We start from the raw sequence: 20,282 nt of genomic DNA on the forward strand, positions 1-20,282 counted from the left end.
CCAAAGCTCCGTCAGCTTTCATAAGGCGATATGACTCAGGCGTACCAAAGTGCGACTATTATTTTCTGCCGATTATCTGCACGCGTTAACCATTGTTCGTGGCTGAGTTCCGTGCGGAGCTCACCCATATTTGCCGGTGTCCCTTTGCAATAAAGAATGAGCGGAGAACCATCTTTTTTACTGCCGGTCTTTAGTTGCAATCCTTCATGGGCGTGAACCGTGTCTGAATAAACACCTGGAAATTCATCAGATAACGCCGTTAAGCTTTCTCGGTCGATATGAATTTCTTCAAACTTGCCGCGAGACATGCCATGACCAGAAAGCACAACACCAACAACGGGGCTCTCCGGAGCGGCATCCAAAAGAGCGTGGGCCGCAAGCCCGACTCCTTGTAACCTCCAGCTCCACATTTTCTTTTGAAGACCTACTCTTGCCGTTCTTGATCCATATTGCGTAGCTATGCTCTGCGCCAAGTCTAACCGCAGCTCACCCGACACCGACCAACCCTGCTCGTACTCTACGCCAAACTGTTGTATTGAGGGCGTTCTAACACTGCGCAGGTTCCAACCAAGTACTTGCGCATCTTTGTCTGTCATAGTTGAATTCATCTGAATCATCGCCTCGTTCGCAGTTGAACTCGATGGATGAGCTCTATAACCGCCGATCAAAAGCAATGTAGTATTTTCAACGTCGGCATCCTTAGCTTGCGCCAGATCGCAGGCTTGAGTGATATTTAGCCATTCCTTGCCGTCAGCCGCCCTGAGAACCATTCCGAAGCGAAGGTTGAGACGAACCCAACGAGCTTTTTCTAACGCCGAACCGCCTGCCGGATAAACTGATAGACTAGGCCCCGCACCTCCCCGCCATTCCATGCTCTTCATAAGAGCGCGGATAGCGGCGCGGGAGTCACCGACCTCCGCAACGGGAGGAATAACTTTTGTTACACGATGAGTAACTAATTGCTCTTCAAGAGTTGTGAGCGCCGCGCGCATGACGGTTTGCTCTTCAAGGTTAGTTAGCAAATTCCGACTAAGGCACTCTTCTACATAACGGCAATAATTATCGTTATCCCGACTTGACGTTTCATGCAGAATGTCCATAGCTTGAAGATCAAGTTCCCACATACTGCGGGCTTGGTCGGCAGCCGCTTTCTGTATTGCAGCTCCGGCATTTCTGATGAACCCTTCCATAACATTGATGTACGATCGGTCATTAGCAAGTTGCAGCAACGCGAGACGCCATTGTATGAGATAGTCGTCAGACACCGGTTTCCCCATCACCCTCATACGAGAGCTTGTGACCCCTAGCTCAGGACGGAAATTGCGAAACTCTTTTTTGATCTCCGCTTCATGCGTGGACATTAAAATCACCTGTAACGGGTGTTCTCTACCGTCATGGGCCTCAATCATCTCACGAATAAAAGGTAAGGTTTTCTTTTCAGAATTATCAACCAAGAAATAATCAACAATAATAAGATCGTACAATTTATCAGGCGGGATGTACGGAGAAGAGTACTTATCAATACTATCTTCTGATATGCCTGCCGATATTAAAAGCGCATGCAGCCTAGCCACTGGCTCAGCATTATTAGAACGCGCCTCTAATACTTGCTCAGCTGCACTCCTCAACCTAGCAGGCGCTTGTGCTGCGAGCGCCGGATCTGACAAGGGCCCAGCCTTATCCTCAAGGCTATCGTAATCATGTCCCAGCGCAGACAATAACTCCTGGTACTGTTGGTTATCGGGATCGTTCGGATCACTCAATAGTGCCTCGAGATCACCGTCAATAGTTAGTAGATCTTGAGTCGTAATGCTTCTGGATAGATCATCATCCACTATGGCCACGCGCTTGATATTGGCATGCATCAAAGATTCACTAAAATCCATTTTTAATCCCTCGGCAACTCGAGAACAAAACAACGATAACGCCCATCATCATCAGGAGAGTCGAGAAGTAACTTCGCGTTATGATAAGTTGCAACTTCTGCTGCGATGAAAAGCCCCAACCCTTGCCCCCTAGGACGTAGAGAAAACCCTGCGCTGAAAATTCGATCTTTGTCTGCGGGCGATATGCCTGGGCCTGTATCACTAATAGAAAGCGTTTTAGACTCTGGATCCAACTCGATTCGGATCGCCGATTGCTCAGTAGAGACTTTGCTCTTTTCTTTCAACCAGTATATTGAGTTGGTGATCAGATTTTCGATAGCCAGACTGACAAATCCTCTAACCATTGTTACTTTTACGGGCCGAAGCGCGCTTTCGTTAGATATACATAACTCGCACGTAATTTCATGCCTCTCAAATCGGGCTGCATAGCCATCTACTATTGTTTCTAACAACGCGACTAGATCAAACTCTTCCTTGCGATGACGACCAGAAGGGGTCAGAGGGTCGAGTTGCCGTAACCGAGTGTTAATCGCTTTAATCTCGGCATCTAACTTTAAGAGAAGCGCTTTTGTCTGAGGAGACTCATCCTTGGACAGCTTTTGGAGAAGCTGTCTAGTGTGCCCAGTAGTCCTGGTCAGCTCATGCAGTACTCCAGACATCACGGTACCGACGCCTGCTAGCTCAAGAATATCTTCTCTCCTCTCACTCGCTTGCTTGCTCGCGTCCTCAAACTTTTTTACTTCATTCTTTATCAGGTGCAGGTTCACCGATATAGATTGTATGGTTTTCTTGACCTCAGGGGAAACTTTTGAGCGTATCTCAGCCAAACCCTGTTCCGCTTTGGCAACCCTAGTCCGGATCGTCGCTGGAGCACTTTCAACCAAATCATCTAACTCAGTTTTTTTCTCTTCCCGCCCCTCTTTGTCTATATACCTACGCAGTTCTCCTATCGCGAAATCGGTCAATAGCTCACGAACTAATACAGTTTCCCGCGAGTCAATTAGTCCTTCACGATTTGAACGATCGATCAGATTTGGATTCAGCGTGCGCGTAATTTCAAGTGCACCGACCACTTGAATTCGATTGACTGCAAAACCACCGCGCTTTAACGCCGAGCTATCAAGCCCAAGCCAGTCTTCGCCAGTTGATTGACCGGAAAATCCAACCCGAAATCCGTCCCGATAAATGGCGATCCCGCCGCTCCACAAATCTAATTCCTGCTTAGCCGCCTTCCAGCTACCATGTAATGTTGCCTGCTGACGCAGTTTATCGCGATTAAACCACCGAATGACGGCTCTAAATGGCCCAATTTTATCAAGCTCGTCTTTCGTAGCCTCTAACTTAGTAGCTACTTCAATTATCGTCCGTCGTGTGACATCAGGGTCTTTCCCTCGCTGATAATCAGTGAGTTTGGTTTCTACTATATTATTCGCGTTTTTTCCCATACCTTCCGGATTGAATTCGAGTTCAAAGTCTATTTGAACGAGGTCAGTCAGAACCTTTTTCATTCCTTCGATTGGGATTCTCTGCCCACCATTGAAATGAACATCTATGGGAAAACTTATGGGGCTTTTTTTATTATCTGCTGTCGCAAATGGACTCTGAAGCCTACGCAAGAACTTACCAACTAAGTCCGAGCGAATTTTTTCCTCGGTCCAGGTGTTCTTGAGGGCAAAAATCTGAATCAGTGTTCCTGATGAACTGCTGCGAGGAGGTAGAGTTGACAAAATACCGAGAGGTATATCACCAATTTCCTTATCAGGATCATCAAACATACGCCAGTCAAATTTTATCTTGTGCGCCACCTTGGTATTTTCCCAAGTGGTCACATGCGCAACCCCACCTAACCGCATCATCGCCAGCCGACCAATCCCCTTATTACCTTGGATTTTTCGACTCAGATCCTTGCTGTTTTGAGTATGAAGCTTCGACGGGGTACCGATGGTAAGAAAAACTGACAACAAGTTCTTCTTACTCATCCCAATGCCAGCGTCTTCTATTGAGATATAGTTAAGAGTGTCTAGGATACGCAGCGCTTCAAATCTGAACTTAACGAATTCAAATTTGCGAATTTTCCTTTCCGCTTCCTTCTTGACTTCCCCGTCTGGCTGCTCAAGCAGCGCTGCCAACAAACGCTCAGCGGCCAATGCCACTACAGACTTCAGACCAACATTATTTTTTATAGCGCTTAACTTGTTGCCTATCTCTTCGACAAGCTGATGAGGTATAGGATTTACTATTTCTATTTTTACTCGAGGAGACTCGGCATCAAACGAATTTTTTATTAATTCATTCACTGCAACTTCATCCGAGGTGATGAGCTCTGCGCCGAGGTGAACGAGGGTTCGGGCTGCTACGGAAAACTTCGCCACTGATTCAGATCCTTGAATTTTGAGTGAAATGATGGATGAGGTTCACCTAGAAGCCGGGGTTCGCCGAAAATCCCATCACTGATACCATAAGAAGACATGCCTGAGGACCTATCAGCCGTAGCTACGAGCTGAACGTCGACGCCAAATGTCAGCTCGAGCGAATTACCCAATATTAATTCATCGTCAGACCAACCTGCAAAAATTAGCTGAACGTCCGCGCGGATTACCGGGCCAACGCGCTAGCCAAGCTATCAGAGAATTCATCCCTAGGTTTTGGCGCCCCCTCATGCGCCACCCGAGGTAATCGAGAGAGTCCATGAGTTTACTAGACAGCATGGAAGCCTCCTCCCCAGATACCTCATCCGCCTATGTGATGCAGTTCGACTGGAGCTAAGCAGGCCTGTTGGTTCGCGACCTGTTCAGGCGCATTCAAGCTGCAGGTGACATCAATGAGCAAGCCCTGTATTAGGCACTGAATAGCCACTTACTTTGTAGGTGTTAATTAATCGCTGCGGCCTGTGGAGGCAGATGCAGGGCAGAACCAGGGCTGTTACCAAACAGGTTTGCGCATTTGATTATACCTGGCCATGTTGAAAAAATAGCACAAAGGCTGGGCTGCTATGCCCCCGACCACGCAGCTCCAAAAATGATAGGGAGAAGGCTACTGGCAACATGGCTCATCCCTGCGCGACAGAAATTTGCAGCTAGGTAGAGGCGATGCGTCCGGCACCGATGTCCATCAGTGTCAAAGCTCTGCACGGGAAATATGAATTGCCCTCCCTGCAAATACACCTGATGGTCAATGCTCGCGTAAAAGCGGTTTTCAGCATCGACGCGTGATAATGTGCCCTAGTCTCCGGGCCAAACTTCCGGCTACGTCCATGAGGGTACTACCGATAACGATCAACACACTCCAGAAATTCTGTCCTAGGGCCTTGAAGCCTTTGCGCACTACAGAGGTCTCGATCCCCCCAAATAACTCGCGACTAGAATGGGAGATTTTAATTCCAATGAATAGTGGAAAAAGTAACGCAAGGTATGCCCATCGCTCATTTATCACGGCTTTTTGACTCTCGTACCGTTCTCTAGCTTTGACTTCAGCATTCCAGTGATAGTTAACGTAGGGCAATACACCTTCGACTGACAAAAGATATTGATCGAAAATATCCGCCTCTCCTTTAAGCAAGCCTGGATGCTGATTCAGCTCCACAGGAATGGGCTGACAATCTGGATCCCTGTTGCTGCCCCTACAATAGTTTTGATTGTAAACTCGAACAGCATTGATTATTTGCTGACTGTCAATACCTTGCGACCGTAGCAATTGGAACACGTACGTAGAAGACGGAGCATCTTTATATTTACGCCCGACCCAATTTTCCTGCGCTTGCTGATTAATATAAGCACGCGCTTCAATTACCCAGGCACAAAGTATTGGATTACTGACAGCGAATGACACTTCGCGGCATCGCACCGAAGTTTTTGCAAATTGCGGTTCAAGCAACGAGAATCCAGTCGACAAATCCTTCTCATGCTGGGCCGCGTTATCAGCCGTGCTCTTGAGGCTGCCATCAGACACGTAGAACACCACTGCAGTCAGCCCGAGCAGGTACCAGAGGTGATCAAATGCACTCTTGCTCTTCTTGCCAGCTCTCATCGCATGCAGAAAAAGAGTCGAAATCGACCAGCTAACAAGCAAGAGCAGGATTGAATTGACCAGTGCACCGTGGACACTGCCTAACTGATCCGATCCCCCAGAGCCAATGACGTAAGTATCGGGGACGACAGCCTTTATGCTGTACAGACCCGACAGAGAAAGCAATCCTGGTATGAACCAAACCAAAGTAATCATGACTGCCAGACGCGGGGACAGCACCCGTGCAGCCAGAACATTAAGCAAGTAGATCACTGGTAGGAGAAGAAGATAAAGCGCGGCTACAGACCGAATGATGCCGAAGTCCATGGTCATCCCCTGCCATATACTGGCCCATCCCATAGCCTGAAAATTCTGCATCAGCGAGTAGGAGCCGGTCAAGACAAGCGAATAATAGGGAAGCGAAAACTGTAAAAACCACTGAGACATGACACCCTCATATACAAAAAAATCGCCTGCTCATGGCCTAAAATTCGAATACGTCCCGGCCTAGGCGATGCCAACGAATTCGGGCTGAAAACTAGAAATTGAGATTTTTAATCTACTGACAACCGATCTAACCTGTATCAATCCATATCGGCAAACACCAAGAGCCACCATTTAGCCATTATTACATAATTTTTCAGAAGGTGAGCAACGTGACGCACGTATAGCCACCGGACTCAGAGGTCTGGCAATGGAAATGCAACCGCCTCTATCTACCGCTCTTAGCTTACAGAATGATCTCCTCCTGAACTGCTCGAACATCTAGTGCATTGCACCTAATCCTTAGCCATTCCTGAGGAAAAAAACCACCTTCGAGTGGCTTTTTTTGAATTGACTTGCTTTCTCGTACCCCACGTTAGGAATTAGCAGATTCCCGTTGTGACCACAGAAAGCTCGCCGGGGCACTCCGGGCCTGCAACAGGTGAGCATTGGGCACAGGCCATGGATCGCCGATCTCTAACGCATCTAATAAATCCGCCCAGTACTGAATCATCCTACGTCTCGGCTCGACGTATTCTGCATGATTGTATGCGGCCCGAATTTGATTGGTATCAGCGTGTGAAAGCTGCGCCTCAATCCACTCCTCTACAAAGCCAACCTCGTTGAGCGCCGTTGAGATGGTGGCTCTGATGCCATGGCCGGTTTGCCGTCCTTTGTACGCCATCCGGCTGATCGCGGTGTTAAGGGTATTTTCACTGATCATTTCCTGCGTTTCGTATCGGTGAACCAGCAGATAGCGCGCACCGCGCGCCCTTAACTGCATCAGCCTCCGCACAATTGCAATCGCTTGAGTAGACAGTGGGATCACATAAGGCGGGATCTCATTCCCTTGGGTTCGAACACGACTCCGGAGTTGCATCACACCCTCCAGTGGCACCAGCCAGACGGCGTGCAAGGCGTGTTGATGTCCCTGCAAATGGTGATGTTCGCCTACCTCGGCGTCGAGATGATCGCGGTAAAAGCCTTCGGTGAGTTCGAGTTCTGGTTCGCCCTGATCAAGATCCCTCCCCTTGTCGAGGTCGAATTGGTCTGGCGTGGCCGCCCGCAGCTCTCCTGTACGCACGCCCGTCAGCAGCAATAGACGGATAGCAAGCCGTGTAGCTTCTACACACTCGTAGAGAGCGACGGCCTTGAGCAATCCTGGAAGCTCACTTACCTGGAGAAAGGGATTATGGCGAACTGGTCGCGGCGTCTCGGCAACGATATCAAGGTCTGCAGCTGGGTTCACATCAATTAGCCCCTCCGCCATAGCAAAACGGAAGATCTGGTTGAGCCAGGTGCGTACCTTTCGAGCAGATACCAACGCCCCTCTGCGCTCAATTCGTCTAATGAGTTCCAGCACATCACCACGAGAAATCTCCGCGATTGGAAGATCGCCCAAACACGGCAGCATGTCCTTCTTCAGGTATTTGCTGGCTTGCCCAGCACTGCCCTTCTTACTTTTCGTCAGCTTTTTACATCGGAACTCATGCCAGCGATCAGCAACCGCTTCAAACGTGTTGTTGGCGGCGTGAGAGGCTTACTGCCGATCGGCACGACAATGAGATCGGGGATCGATATTGTTGGCCACCAGCGCACGTGCAGCCTCTTTCCGCTGACGAGCCTCCTTGAGACTCACGTCAGGATAGATGCCGAGGGAAATACGCAATTGTTTGTCATGCCAATAGAAACGGAAATGCCAGCGCCTCGAACCCGTCGGGGGCACTTGCAGAGACAAGCCATCTCCATCGGTTAACGTCTATGGCTTGCTGGCGGGCTTGGCTTGCTTGATCGCTGTATCTGTCAGAGCCATCAGACACCTCCTTTTGCATCAAGGAGGGGAATACAACTCAGCGGTAGACGGACCAATACGAAAATTGATGTGCAAGGAATCGTAAAAGGCTGTGCCAGCGGTGTACTTAAATGTGTACTTAAAAACCGTGGCTGGGGATGGATTCCGGTGGAATTCAGAAAACGAAAAAAGCGGCTCAAGGCCGCTATTTCCGTGACTTTCAGGCGTTCAGTGGGCCTTAGTGGAAGCAAATATGGCGCAGCGGACGAGACCCAAACACAACCACGCCTCTCAAATGGCAAAGCTATTTAGATCAAAGATATCCGTGGGAGTAAATGTAGGAGTATTTTTCAGGCATGAAAAAGCCCAATCTTCTAAAATTGGGCTAACTCATTGAAAAATATGGTCGGGACGGAGTGATTCGAACACTCGACCCCTAGCACCCCATACATAGGGTCACTGAATGTTCAAAATTTATCCATCAGCCATGCCTGCCGGATGAATAAAAAACCCGGCGCGAGGCCGGGTTAACCACCCTCTCCAGGACACAGCCCCCAAATGAGAGGGATGGAGAGCTGACAAGAGAGTGCGGGGACGAGATATTGCCAAATGGTGCCATTCTGCGCAACAGAAGCCTATCTCTGTCCCTCTCCAACATTTCATGTAACTCGTGAACTCCACGCGTTCAGAAGTAGCTCGTGCAAGATGCACTTAAACAAGCGGCAACATCCGTGGTCACCGCTCGAAGACAGTACCTCAGAGTGAGCCTAAGGCAGTGCAAACGATCCGTGCAGTAACGTCGAAATTCTCCAGAGTGAGCACATCGATTGGCGAACGCCCCTTCAGTCGCTCATGAGGCTCACAGACGGTCCGATAAAGCCTCCACGCATCGACATCCGGAAACCGCGCTAAGGCAGCAAGTATCAATTTGTGCCGCAGTGGGTCAAGCTGCCAATCGGGAATGCGCTGACCGCGATTCCCCAAGCTCAGGGATAGCAGGCGCCGAGCCTTGATATCGCGGTTGATCTGATCCCGGGATTTGCCTGCCAGTTTGGCGAAGACAAGCAGCGGCAAATTATTCGAAGCTTCATAGGTGGCTAGCATCTCGGCCCGCTGACGTTGTATCTCAGATACTTGGGGTTCGTGCAGCTGTTCAGTCTGCGTTGGAGCAGGTAGGACAGGTGAATACTGAGCCGCGTTAAGGACCGGTTCGTTGCTGACGGAAATTTTGGAGGCTGGGACCGTCGTCGCGGGGAAGCCATCGCTGTACAGAACGGTGTTTGCGTTCGCGCTTTCCAACGAAGGTAACGAAGCTGCACCCTCTAAACGAATGGTCAGCGGAGAACTCGCCGCTTTCAGCTGGCCCTGCCCCCACAGATCCAGACGGTTCGCCCAATCCTGCATCATGGTCCGGCGCTGCTCCACGTATTCCGCGTGATTGTAGGCCGCACTCACCTTGTCCGGGTCGGCATGAGAAAGCTGAGCATCCACCCACACCTTCGGATATCCGATCTCGTTCAGCGCCGTCGAGATCGTTGCCCTCATCCCATGACCGGTGAGTTGATCGGCATACCCCATCCGACGTAACGCGCCATTCAGCGTGTTCTCGCTGATGCGCTTGCTTAGATCGCTTCGATGCGTAAACAAGTAACGTTGAGCGGGGACAACTTGATCCAACAAGTGACGCACTATCTCCAGCGCCTGAACCGACAACGGAACAATGTAGGGTGGTACATTTTGAATCTGCTTACCTGGCTTCCGCATAGCTAGCTGGAGTTGTTTCACCACTTCCGCCGGTATGACCCACAAGCGCTTCTCCAGATCGAACTGGTCGGGTGTCGCCAACCGTAACTCACCCGTGCGGACACCGGTCAGCAACAACAATCGAAGGCCAAGCCGTGTTTGGTTGGCACCGCCGTAATTTCGGAGAGCAACCATCAATCCCGGGAGCTCATCCATACGAAGAAATGGATTGTGCGTAACAGGCGGCTTGGGGAGTGCAACCACATCAAGGTCTGAAGCAGGGTTGTGTTCCATCCCCTCGATTTTCACCAGCGCATAGCGGAACAATTGGTTGAACCAGGTCCGGCACTTTTCGGCCGTCGTTAAGGCCTTGCGCTGTTCGATTCTGCTCAGCAAATCGAGCAGATCATGACGACTGATATCGTAGATAGAACGCGCACCCAATATAGGCAAGACGTCTTTATTGAAAATTCGCAAGATCTGCGAGAGCGTGCTCTGGCGCCCTTCCTTCAGGCTTAGCCTGCGGAACTCCACCCACTGATTGAACACGGCCTCGAAGGTATGCTCCTTCGCGGCATGAACAGCAAGTCGCTGTTGTTTGCGATGCTCATAGGGGTTGATGCCCTGGGCAACCAAAGCCCGCGCCTCGTCACGTCGAGTACGCGCTTCTTTGAGTGTGATTTGTGGGTAGCAACCCAAGGACATGCGCTTCTGCTTGCCCGCCCAGTAATAACGGAAGAGCCAGACTTTTCCGCCCCTGGCAGTCACATTGAGAGTGAGACCATCACTGTCACCGAGGGTGTAGTCATTACCGGTGATTCGGGCATGCCGAACTGTCATTTCTGAGAGTGCCATCGCGAGCTCCTGAACAGAGTCAGGGCCAGATGCTCATCTCGCTAAACAATCTGCTCCAGCATTAAACCGATTCAGTGCTCGTCAGAATCCTGGACTCAATTCTGGACTTAAACGCACCGGATACTGCTGGATTTCAGTGGTTCCCGCTGGAACGAAAAAAGGGCCTAAAGGCCCTGATTTCAATCACTTACAGAATTCAGTGGAACTCTGTAGCGCAATATTTGGAGCGGGAAACGAGACTCGAACTCGCGACCCCGACCTTGGCAAGGTCGTGCTCTACCAACTGAGCTATTCCCGCAATGGCGTCCCCTAGGGGACTCGAACCCCTGTTACCGCCGTGAAAGGGCGGTGTCCTAGGCCACTAGACGAAGGGGACACAGGCTACAACTTTCACTAATAAAAACGCCGCTCACTGAGCGGCGTTTTTAGAATTTGGAGCGGGAAACGAGACTCGAACTCGCGACCCCGACCTTGGCAAGGTCGTGCTCTACCAACTGAGCTATTCCCGCAAATGGCGTCCCCTAGGGGACTCGAACCCCTGTTACCGCCGTGAAAGGGCGGTGTCCTAGGCCACTAGACGAAGGGGACACGCTACCCGGAACACATGGTGTGTGTTTCGGTGTCCAGATCCGTATCCGAAGACTTGGTTCTGGTTTCACTCAGCACCGCCCGAAAGCGCTACTGTTTAAAATTGGAGCGGGAAACGAGACTCGAACTCGCGACCCCGACCTTGGCAAGGTCGTGCTCTACCAACTGAGCTATTCCCGCATTGGCGTCCCCTAGGGGACTCGAACCCCTGTTACCGCCGTGAAAGGGCGGTGTCCTAGGCCACTAGACGAAGGGGACACACTACAACATTCACTCCCTGCCGCGCTTCGCTGTGTGCTTTACGCTGCAAGTGGCGCGCATTCTATGGATGGATTGAGAGGTCGTCAACCCCCTGATATAAATTTATTTAAATCAATGACTTCGACGACCTTTACGGCGGCAATCAGGCTTTTCCGTCGCCCGACGATTGACGCCTATATTCCGCCACTCGCCAAGACGCTATAGTCCACCCACAGTGATGGCAATCTGCACTCGCAGCGCCAGCATTCATATAAGCAGCGTGCGGCCGATACAGATTGAACCTGCCGATCCAACTCGTCGAGCGGCGCTAGGCGACTAAATGCCCAGCCACTACACTCGCATGCGAACCCTATAAAGAGGTCTTACCGGTGACACCACTCATGATCACCCTGCTAGTCGTAGCCGGGATCGCAATTCTGATCGCCATTGGCTACATGAACCATGTGGTGGAAAACAACAAACTGGAGAAGGCCCGCACCAAGGTCGAACTCAACGACCGCCTGCGCCGTTGCGGCGAACTGACCGAAACCTTCCCCGGCCAGTTCATGACCCCGGCGCTCAAACTGCTGCTGACCCGTCTGGAACTGAACGTCTGCCAGCGCCTGCTGAACCTGGAAAAAACCAGCGCCACCACCAAAGCACGCATCACCGAACTGAGCGCCCTGGTCGCCCAAGGCGAATCGATCCCGGTCAACAACCCACCGGCACCGATCCTGACCGAAGCCAAAGCCAAAGACGTGCGCTTCCTGCTCGAAGCCCTCCACGGCCAGATCACCCGCGCCGCCCACGATGGTTTCCTGCCACCGAATGAAGCCAAACACTGGATCCGCGAAGTCCGCCACATTCTGGTGCTGCTGCACATCGAATTCTTCAACAACCTCGGCCAACAGTCCCTGCAACAAAACCAGCCCGGCCAGGCCCGCCTCGCCTTCGAACGCGGCGTGCAATACCTGCGCAAACAGCAGGATCCGCAGATGTACGCAGAACAACTGCAATACCTGGAAAAACTCCTGGCCCGCGCGAACGCCCAGGTCATGGACAAGATTGCACCGGTTGAAGGTGAAGAGAACCAACTGACCGCCGGCCTCAAAGATGTCGAGGCCGATGCGGACTGGAAGAAGAAAGTGATTTACGACTGATTGCAGAAGTTGAAAGAGAAGCCACCGATAGGTGGCTTTTTTGTGGGCTCGCGGGAGTGAACCTGATAGATACCCGGTGGACGTGAGGCCGTCATCGCGAGCAGGCTCACTCCTACATTGGGACTGAGTACATCCGATAGCGGGTTGGTCGGCTGTCAGGCCGCCTTCGCGAGCAGGCTCGCTTGTATGGTAGGACTTGAAGGGAGGAGGAGGGACAAGGCTCGATTCTGACTGTTGACGCAGCACAGACCGTGGGAGATTTCGCCCCTCCTCCTTTCACCCAAGCGCCGATAAAGAATGCATCTGGCTAGACCGACGATAGGAACAAGCCTGCGCCTCTGGGTGAGCCCTTCAAGTGCTCAAACCTTATCCCGGAGGAAATCCTGTGGCAATGCCAGTCGCTCTATCAAATCCGATCGTTGGCGTGGATGTCGCCAAAAATGAACTGGTGATTTATCAGGCCGATAGCGATCTGCTTGAAGCGATTCCCAACACCAAAACATCCATTAAGCAGTGGCTGAAGGCCTTGCTCGGCCCCGTGTCTATTGCCATTGAGGCTACAAACATCTACCACTTGGAATTCGCTGATTTGGCCTATGCGGCCGGTTGCACGATTTACATGGTGGGCGGCTATGAACTCAAACATTACCGCGAAGGCGTGAAGATCCGCGCCAAAACCGACGCCTTGGACGCCAAGTTGCTGGCCCGTTACCTGAAGAACGAAGCCGAGGAGTTGCGCCCCTGGACCCCGCCATCACCGCTGTACCGCCAGCTCCTGAGCCTTTTCCGCCGCCGCGCGGCTTTGGTCCAGGCAAGGGTCGGCCTGGTGCAGAGCTGGTCGAATGAGCCGCTATTGAAGGCAGCTTTTGCTGAACAAATAAAATCCATGCAGCGGCTTGAAACGATGATCGAAAAGACGATCAACGATCAGCTCAAACAAGCCGGTTTGCTCGGCCAATTGAAGCGTTGCCTGAAAGTTGAGGGCATTGGATTTCTGACCGGAGCGCGCCTGCTCACGGCGTTTCAGCGGGGGGAATTTAGCAACGCGGATGCGTTTATCGCCTTCCTGGGCATGGATTTAAGGGTATCGAAATCAGGGCAAAAGGACGGTCGCCGCAGCTTGACCAAGCGCGGAGACCCCGAGGCCCGCCGACTTTTGCACAACGCTGCGATGTCGGCTAGCCGTACGAAAGCCTGGAAAGGGTTTTACGAGGCCCAAAGAGCACGGGGTTTCAGCACCACGCAGGCGTTGGTGATGCTGGCTCGCAAACTTGCTCGGGTGGTATTCGCCTTGCTGAAAGGGCAAAGCGAATACCAGACAAAAGTCAGTTGAGGGCTTCCCCTCAACCATAGAATCTCCCACAGAAAAGCAAAAGCAACGCCCACCTCACAACCGCATCTGCTTCTCACCACTCAACAGGATGAGCGTTAGCTCGGCTGCCGCTCTTGATCTTGATCTGAAAGCCCGTCGGCAGGCTGAGTGGAGGGATTGATCCGGGGGTGGGAGCGCAGCGACCGTTCGACGAAGTCGAACACATCGAGAGGAGGTGCAGCGAAGCAAACCGTAGGCGATGCCCCCGGAGCGATCCCGGAGCGAAGGAACCCCGAGCCCCAGCGAGCGGGCCGAACGTCAGGGCGAAGACCTTTTGGTTACTTTTGGGGCGTTTGCCAAAAGTGACCCGCCGTAAGGGCGGAACCCTAATCAGCAACACCCGCAGCAACGGATATCCCCCCAAAACCCCAAGAACCTGGTCGGCCCAAAGGCCGCCAAGCGTCAAAGCGTCAAAGCGTCAAAGCGTCAAAGCGTCAAAGCGTCAAAGCCGAAAATGCCCAACCATCCCGCGCAACTCACTCCCCAACTGCGCCAACTCAACACTCGAAGCCGCATTCCCACGCATCGCAATCGACGACTGATCCGCACTCGCACGAATACTCGTCACACTGCGATTGATCTCCTCCGCCACCGAACTCTGCTCCTCCGCCGCCGCCGCAATCTGCTGATTCATCTGCTGAATCAACGACACCGCCGCCGCAATACTCCCCAGCGCACTCTCGGTCTGCAACGCATCACTCACCGCCAGCTTCACCAACTCGCCGCTGCTCTGAATCTGCTGCACCGACGAATGCGCCGCCAAGCGCAAAGCACTGACCAGCCGTTCAATCTCCTCAGTCGATTGCTGCGTGCGCCGAGCCAGTGCGCGCACCTCATCGGCCACCACCGCAAAGCCCCTGCCCTGCTCCTCGGCCCGCGCCGCCTCGATGGCGGCATTCAGCGCCAATAGATTGGTCTGTTCGGCAACACTTTTGATCACCCCGAGTACCGTGCCGATATTCTGGATTTCAGCACTGAGGCTTTCGATGCTCGAACTGGCCGAAGTCGCCGAATCAGCAAGTTGCTCGATGCGCGCCATACTCTGGCGCACCACCTGCTGCCCACTCTCGACTTTGTCATCCGCCGTTTGCGCGGCCAGCGCCGCTTCTTCGGCGTTGCGTGCAACGTCGTGAACGGTGGCGGTCATCTGGTTCATCGCCGTGGCAACCTGCTCGGTTTCTTCCTTCTGACTGCTGACCTCAAGGTTGGTCTGCTCGGTGACCGTCGACAACGATTGCGCCGAACTGGCCAGTTGCTCGATCCCCGCCTGCAAACCACTGACGATGGTACTCAGACCCGCGCCCATCTGTTGCATCGCCAGCATCAACTGGCCAATCTCGTCGCGACGGGTCACTGCCACAGTCGCACTCAAGTCACCGGCGGCAATCTGCTGCGCGACCTGAATCACACTGCGCAATGGCGCGACGATAAGTCGGGTGATCAGCCACGCGGCGAGTAATCCCACCAGCAATGCCAGCGCCGATGAGCCGATGATCAGCAGCGAGTTTTTCTTCAGTTCTGCCTGCATCGCGCCGTCTTCAGCGACATACGCCTGATTCACCCGCTCAACCACTTGGTCGGCACGCTGGTGCAATTGCTCGTAGACGGTTTTTTCCTGCGCGAGCAACCCGGTGTATTCGGCCAATTTGTCGTTGAAACCGGCGATGTGCCCGGACACTTCATTGAGCACGGTCAGGTAGCCCTCGTCCTTGACCGTGGTTTTTAATTCTTCGGCCTGCGCCTGCGCCTGCGCGGCCTGTTCGATATTGCCCTTGCCGGCACTGTCGGCATCGCCCTTGCGGCTTTGATCGAGGCGAATCCGCGCTTCATTCATCGCTTGCAGCATCAACCGCGAAACCTGGCTGACCTGACTGGCCTGCTCGATGAACTGCGCGCCATCCTTGCCCTCGGTGTCCTTCAAGGTATAAGCACCGTCGTCGGCAAGCCCGGCCTGCAATACGTCGAGGTTGTTGGCCACACTGGACACCGACCAACTGGCCATTTCCAGCGCCAGGTCCTTGGCCTGAGTCAACGAGACAAACTCGTCGAACGCCTTACGATAAGCGCCCAGCGACTGCTGCACATCATTCATTACCGGCCCATTCGCCGCTGACTGCGTCTTGAGCTGATCAGCCAGAGCAACCAGTTCGTCGACGCCCTTACGCAGGGCATCGGCCGTCTTCGGATCGCCCCGCAAGGCATATTCCTGCTCGAGCAGGCGCACCTTGAGCAAACCACTGTTGAGCGAAGACATCTGTTTCAGCCCGTCGAAATGCTGACTGATGGTTTGCAGGGACCAAACGCCGATGGCCGCCACCAGCGCGGTCAGAAGCAAAACCAGCACAAACCCGATACCCAGTTTTTTCGCCATACCGAGGTTGGCAAAACGTCCTTGCATGGCCGAAATCATTGCGCGTAGTCCCCTGCCATTGTCAGTAGAGCGAAGAGTCGCAACGGCCATGAAGCAGCACAAGTCTCTGGCGTCGGAATAATGGCAAAAAGCTACGCTTGCGTCGTTTTCAGAACACTTGAGGTCGATCCGAACCGGTGTTGCGAAAAAACTGCCGGGCGCGTGGATCACAAGCATAGGCGACGTTGATGCGCAGCCAGTCGCCCGACTCGCCACTGGGGCTGAACGCCTCAGACGCTGAGAGCAATACGCCGCAGCGTTGAGCCTGCCGACGCACCCGAACCTGATCGGCCATGCGCGAGCGGGCCCAGATGAACAAGCCACCCGCAGGCTTGCCGAAAACCTCCCAATCGGCGTCCTCCAGCGCCTGCAATGCGGCCGCGCGATCGGCATTCAGGCGTTGACGCTGGCGCTGCACCAGTTTGCGGTAAGCGCCGCTGACCATCAGGCTGGCCAGCACCGCTTCGGTAAACCTTGACGCCCCCAGACCGCTGATCATCTTGACCTGCGCCAGCCGTCTGACCATGTCGCTGCCGGCAAAAACGAAACCGACCCGCAACGAGTTGCTCAGCGTCTTGGAAAAACTGCCCACGTAAAGGACTCGCCCCTCATTATCCAGAGCCGCCAGGCGCGTGCCGTTGCCGGTGTGCAAGTCTGCGTAGACATCGTCTTCGATCACGCGCAAATCATAGGTCTTGCTCAGTTGCAGGATGCGTTGCGCTACGCTCGGCGACAGGCAACTGCCGGTCGGGTTGTGATGATGGCTGTTGATGAATAACGCGCCGGGGCGAAACTGTTGTAGCAAAGTCTCCAGCGCGTCGATATCCGGCCCGTTCGGGGTGCGACGCACCTCGAGCATGTGCACGCCGTGCATCCGCAGGAGATCGAACAACGGCGCGTAACCGGGCGTCTCGACCACCACACAGTCTCCAGCCTTGAACAAGGTGCGCACGATCAGATCAAGCGCATGGCTGGCGCCGCAGGTACTCAGCAACTGCGCACTGCGGGCCTCGATACCGAACAGTTTCAGGCGCTTGGCGATTTGCTCGCGCAACGCTGGAAGCCCCAAGGGCGTGCTGTAGTTGAACAGGCTGGCCATGTCGGTGCGCGCCACCTCGCGCAGCGCATAGCTGAGGTCGTCAGGCTCGCGCCAGCTTTGCGGCAGGCTACCGGCACCAAGCTTCAAGCCACCTGCTGTATCGCACACGGCATCGCACCAGGCAAACCGGCCCTCGAATGGCGCCAGTTCGTCCTCTGCGCCGGGTGTCGATGGCGAGGCGGCGACAACGAAACCGGTGCCTTGGCATGAGTTCAGAACGCCCTGCGATACCAACCGTTCACACGCCTCGACCACGCACGACTGGCTGAGCAGATTGCCCCGGGCGATTTGCCGCACGGACGGCAAACGGGTGGCCGGCGGTACGCCACTTTGCAGGATCCACTCGGTCAGTCCGTCAACAATCTGCTGCACGACCGGCACCATTGCCTGTCGATCAATTCTCAATTCCATGAGCAAGCAAACTCCTGTCCGTTTTGCTGGCGGCAGTAAATCACAGCCGCGCCGGACAGGCTGTGCGACAACGCCGCCAAAAGCGACCGTTCTAACCGTTTGATACACATTGTTTAAGAGGCTTCACGGAACTGACCGCTGCCCACAAAAAAGCCCGCAACGAATGCGGGCTGTTGTTCTTGGGCGTGATTCAGAAAGCGGTGACGCCGCCATCCACTGCCAGCGAGTGGCCGGTGGTGAATGCCGCACCGTCGCTGCACAGGTACAACACGGCACTGGCGATTTCCTCGACTTTGCCGATGCGCCCGACCGGGTGCATGGCGTTGGCGAACTCACCCTTCTTCGGGTCGGCCTCGTAAGCACGGCGGAACATGTCGGTATCGATCACCGCCGGACACACAGCGTTGACACGGATTTTCTTCTTCGCGTATTCGATGGCCGCCGATTTGGTCAGACCGATCACCGCATGCTTGGACGCCGCGTAGATGCTCATCTTCGGCGCCGCGCCCAGTCCCGCTACCGAGGCGGTGTTGACGATCGCCCCGCCGCCCTGCGCCAGCAACAGCGGCAGTTGATACTTCATGCACAGCCAGACGCCTTTGACGTTGACGCCCATGATCGCGTCGAATTCATCCATCGAGCCGTCGGCCAGTTTGCCTTTTTCGATTTCGATGCCGGCATTGTTGAAGGCATAGTCGAGACGGCCGTAGGTGTTGATGACCTCGTCCATCAGATTTTTCACTTCGCTTTCGACGGTCACGTTGCAGCGCACGAAGGTCGCTTCGCCGCCGGCTGTACGAATCAGCGCCACCGTGCCCTCGCCCCCTGCCGCGTCCAGGTCGGCGACCACCACTTTCAGGCCTTCGGCGGCGAACGCCTGGGCGGTCGCACGGCCGATGCCGTTGGCCGCGCCAGTGACTACAGCAACCTGACCGGAAAACGTCATGCTCATTGTTATGTCCTCGAAGGGATAGATGCAGGGGATGTATGGAATGGCAGCATAGCCATTGGGGTCTGCCGTGCGTCAGCACTATCCAATGGCTGTTTATGTGCCCATGCGTCGCAGTGATAGAACCATCCCAGTGATCATCACTGCACTGGATCGGCGTGCATTCGCCGCATCAGCCAACCTTGCGCCAATGCCGGCGAAGGTCTATCAACAAGGCTTCATTCCGTTCGAGTGCCTGCCATGACCAACCACACCAATCGCCAGTTCCTGCTCGCCAAACGCCCGGTGGGTGCGGCTACCCGCGAGACCTTCACCTATCAGGAAGTACCGGTCGGCGAACCGGCGGCGGGCCAGATTCTGGTCAAGAACGAATACCTGTCCCTCGATCCGGCGATGCGTGGCTGGATGAACGAGGGCAAGTCCTACATCCCGCCGGTCGGTATCGGTGAAGTCATGCGCGCGCTGGGCGTAGGCAAAGTCATTGCTTCGAACAACCCTGGCTTTGCGGTCGGGGACTACGTCAACGGCGCCATTGGCGTGCAGGATTATTTCCTCGGCGAGCCAAGAGGTTTCTACAAAGTCGATCCGAAACTGGCACCGCTGCCGGTGTACCTGTCAGCGCTGGGCATGACCGGCATGACCGCCTACTTCGCCCTGCTGGATGTCGGCGCACCGAAGGCCGGCGACACCGTGGTGTTGTCCGGTGCAGCGGGCGCAGTGGGCAGCATCGCCGGGCAGATTGCCAAGCTCAAAGGCTGCCGCGTGGTTGGCATTGCCGGCGGCGCCGACAAGTGCAAATTCCTTATTGATGAGTTGGGTTTTGACGGTGCCATCGACTACAAGTCCGAAGATGTCGTGGCCGGGCTTAAACGCGAATGCCCGAAAGGCGTCGATGTGTATTTCGATAACGTTGGCGGCGACATCCTCGATGCGGTGTTGAGCCGTTTGAACATGAAGGCGCGGGTGGTTATCTGCGGCGCGATCAGCCAGTACAACAACAAGGAAGCGGTCAAAGGCCCGGCCAACTACCTGTCGTTGCTGGTCAACCGTGCGCGGATGGAAGGTTTTGTGGTGATGGATTACGCGGCGCAATACGCCAGCGCCGCGCAGGAAATGGCCGGCTGGATGGCCAAGGGGCAGCTCAAGAGCAAGGAAGATATCGTCGAAGGCCTGGAGACCTTCCCGGAAACGCTGATGAAGTTGTTCAGCGGTGAGAACTTCGGCAAGTTGGTGTTGAAAATCTAAAACCACCACAAAACAAATGCAGGAGTGAGCCTGCTCGCGATAGC

12 protein-coding genes, 6 tRNA genes and 4 pseudogenes are annotated in these 20,282 nt (G+C 54.1%); 5 read left to right on the plus strand and 17 right to left on the minus strand.

The genetic code is table 11. The annotated features are described in order from the left end of the window. Window positions 1-35: 35 nt before the first annotated feature. From J0G10_RS23050 to J0G10_RS30205, 4 genes are all read right to left on the minus strand, one after another. Window positions 36-1,886: a hypothetical protein gene (locus J0G10_RS23050; protein ID WP_220556840.1), complete on the minus strand. Its 1,851-nt coding sequence runs from the start codon at window positions 1,884-1,886 to the stop codon at window positions 36-38. 2 nt (window positions 1,887-1,888) lie between these two features. After that, complete coding sequence (locus J0G10_RS23055) at window positions 1,889-4,258, minus strand: sensor histidine kinase (RefSeq protein ID WP_220556841.1); 2,370 nt, start codon at window positions 4,256-4,258, stop codon at window positions 1,889-1,891. 823 nt (window positions 4,259-5,081) lie between these two features. After that, entirely contained in the window at window positions 5,082-6,338 is a 1,257-nt protein-coding gene (locus tag J0G10_RS23060; RefSeq protein ID WP_220556842.1) for a hypothetical protein, read from the minus strand. Between the two features lie 412 nt (window positions 6,339-6,750). After that, window positions 6,751-7,254: a tyrosine-type recombinase/integrase gene (locus tag J0G10_RS30205; protein WP_342593387.1), complete on the minus strand. Its 504-nt coding sequence runs from the start codon at window positions 7,252-7,254 to the stop codon at window positions 6,751-6,753. Between the two features lie 21 nt (window positions 7,255-7,275). Here J0G10_RS30205 and J0G10_RS30210 point away from each other — a divergent pair. Next, window positions 7,276-7,359, plus strand: a pseudogene (locus J0G10_RS30210) (hypothetical protein); the annotation flags it as partial. Between the two features lie 255 nt (window positions 7,360-7,614). On the opposite strand, the pseudogene J0G10_RS30345 reads toward J0G10_RS30210, so the two are convergent. The 9 genes and pseudogenes from J0G10_RS30345 to J0G10_RS23100 form a co-directional block, all read right to left on the minus strand. Continuing rightward, window positions 7,615-7,878: pseudogene (locus tag J0G10_RS30345) on the minus strand (tyrosine-type recombinase/integrase); the annotation flags it as partial. A 36-nt stretch (window positions 7,879-7,914) separates the two neighbouring features. Next, window positions 7,915-8,118, minus strand: a pseudogene (locus J0G10_RS30215) (Arm DNA-binding domain-containing protein); the annotation flags it as partial. A gap of 804 nt (window positions 8,119-8,922) precedes the next feature. After that, window positions 8,923-10,764: a tyrosine-type recombinase/integrase gene (locus J0G10_RS23070; protein ID WP_220556843.1), complete on the minus strand. Its 1,842-nt coding sequence runs from the start codon at window positions 10,762-10,764 to the stop codon at window positions 8,923-8,925. 222 nt (window positions 10,765-10,986) lie between these two features. Next, window positions 10,987-11,062 (minus strand) — tRNA-Gly (locus tag J0G10_RS23075). Between the two features lie 2 nt (window positions 11,063-11,064). After that, window positions 11,065-11,140: transfer RNA gene (locus J0G10_RS23080), tRNA-Glu, on the minus strand. 57 nt (window positions 11,141-11,197) lie between these two features. Continuing rightward, window positions 11,198-11,273 (minus strand) — tRNA-Gly (locus J0G10_RS23085). Window positions 11,274-11,276: 3 nt separating this feature from the next. Then, window positions 11,277-11,352, minus strand: a tRNA-Glu gene (locus J0G10_RS23090). 104 nt (window positions 11,353-11,456) lie between these two features. Beyond that, window positions 11,457-11,532: transfer RNA gene (locus J0G10_RS23095), tRNA-Gly, on the minus strand. Between the two features lie 2 nt (window positions 11,533-11,534). Further along, a tRNA-Glu gene (locus tag J0G10_RS23100) sits at window positions 11,535-11,610 on the minus strand. Between the two features lie 383 nt (window positions 11,611-11,993). Between J0G10_RS23100 and J0G10_RS23105 the strand changes: the two genes are divergently transcribed. Further along, a complete protein-coding gene (locus J0G10_RS23105; protein ID WP_176471267.1) occupies window positions 11,994-12,752 on the plus strand; it encodes a hypothetical protein in 759 nt (252 codons plus the stop codon). A gap of 391 nt (window positions 12,753-13,143) precedes the next feature. Next, window positions 13,144-14,085 (plus strand): IS110 family transposase, encoded by a 942-nt coding sequence (locus tag J0G10_RS23110; protein WP_220558825.1) that lies wholly within the window; start codon window positions 13,144-13,146, stop codon window positions 14,083-14,085. A gap of 481 nt (window positions 14,086-14,566) precedes the next feature. On the opposite strand, the gene J0G10_RS30350 is transcribed toward J0G10_RS23110, so the two are convergent. The 4 genes and pseudogenes from J0G10_RS30350 to J0G10_RS23125 all read right to left on the minus strand — a co-directional run bounded on the left by J0G10_RS30350 (window position 14,567) and on the right by J0G10_RS23125 (window position 18,996). After that, a complete protein-coding gene (locus tag J0G10_RS30350; protein WP_425355404.1) occupies window positions 14,567-15,448 on the minus strand; it encodes a methyl-accepting chemotaxis protein in 882 nt (293 codons plus the stop codon). Then, window positions 15,428-16,711 (minus strand): annotated as a pseudogene (locus J0G10_RS30355) (HAMP domain-containing protein); the annotation flags it as partial. The gene J0G10_RS30350 and the pseudogene J0G10_RS30355, both read right to left, overlap by 21 nt. After that, the gene (locus J0G10_RS23120) at window positions 16,644-18,044 is read right to left on the minus strand and encodes an aminotransferase-like domain-containing protein (protein ID WP_220556845.1); all 1,401 of its coding nucleotides are present in this window, start codon (window positions 18,042-18,044) and stop codon (window positions 16,644-16,646) included. The gene J0G10_RS23120 and the pseudogene J0G10_RS30355, both read right to left, overlap by 68 nt. A gap of 190 nt (window positions 18,045-18,234) precedes the next feature. After that, window positions 18,235-18,996 carry an SDR family oxidoreductase gene (locus tag J0G10_RS23125; RefSeq protein ID WP_016983635.1) on the minus strand — a complete coding sequence of 254 codons (762 nt, stop codon included), beginning with the start codon at window positions 18,994-18,996 and terminating at the stop codon, window positions 18,235-18,237. 67 nt (window positions 18,997-19,063) lie between these two features. Between J0G10_RS23125 and J0G10_RS23130 the strand changes: the two genes are divergently transcribed. Beyond that, on the plus strand, window positions 19,064-19,237 hold the full coding sequence (locus J0G10_RS23130; protein WP_220556846.1) for a hypothetical protein: 174 nt from the start codon (window positions 19,064-19,066) through the stop codon (window positions 19,235-19,237). Continuing rightward, the gene (locus J0G10_RS23135) at window positions 19,234-20,238 is read left to right on the plus strand and encodes an NADP-dependent oxidoreductase (RefSeq protein WP_194934115.1); all 1,005 of its coding nucleotides are present in this window, start codon (window positions 19,234-19,236) and stop codon (window positions 20,236-20,238) included. The genes J0G10_RS23130 and J0G10_RS23135 overlap by 4 nt, the downstream gene beginning before the upstream one ends. The last annotated feature ends 44 nt before the right edge of the window (window positions 20,239-20,282 follow it).

It is taken from the genome of Pseudomonas germanica (genome assembly GCF_019614655.1).
In the GTDB taxonomy this organism is placed as follows: Bacteria; Pseudomonadota; Gammaproteobacteria; order Pseudomonadales; family Pseudomonadaceae; genus Aquipseudomonas; species Aquipseudomonas neuropathica.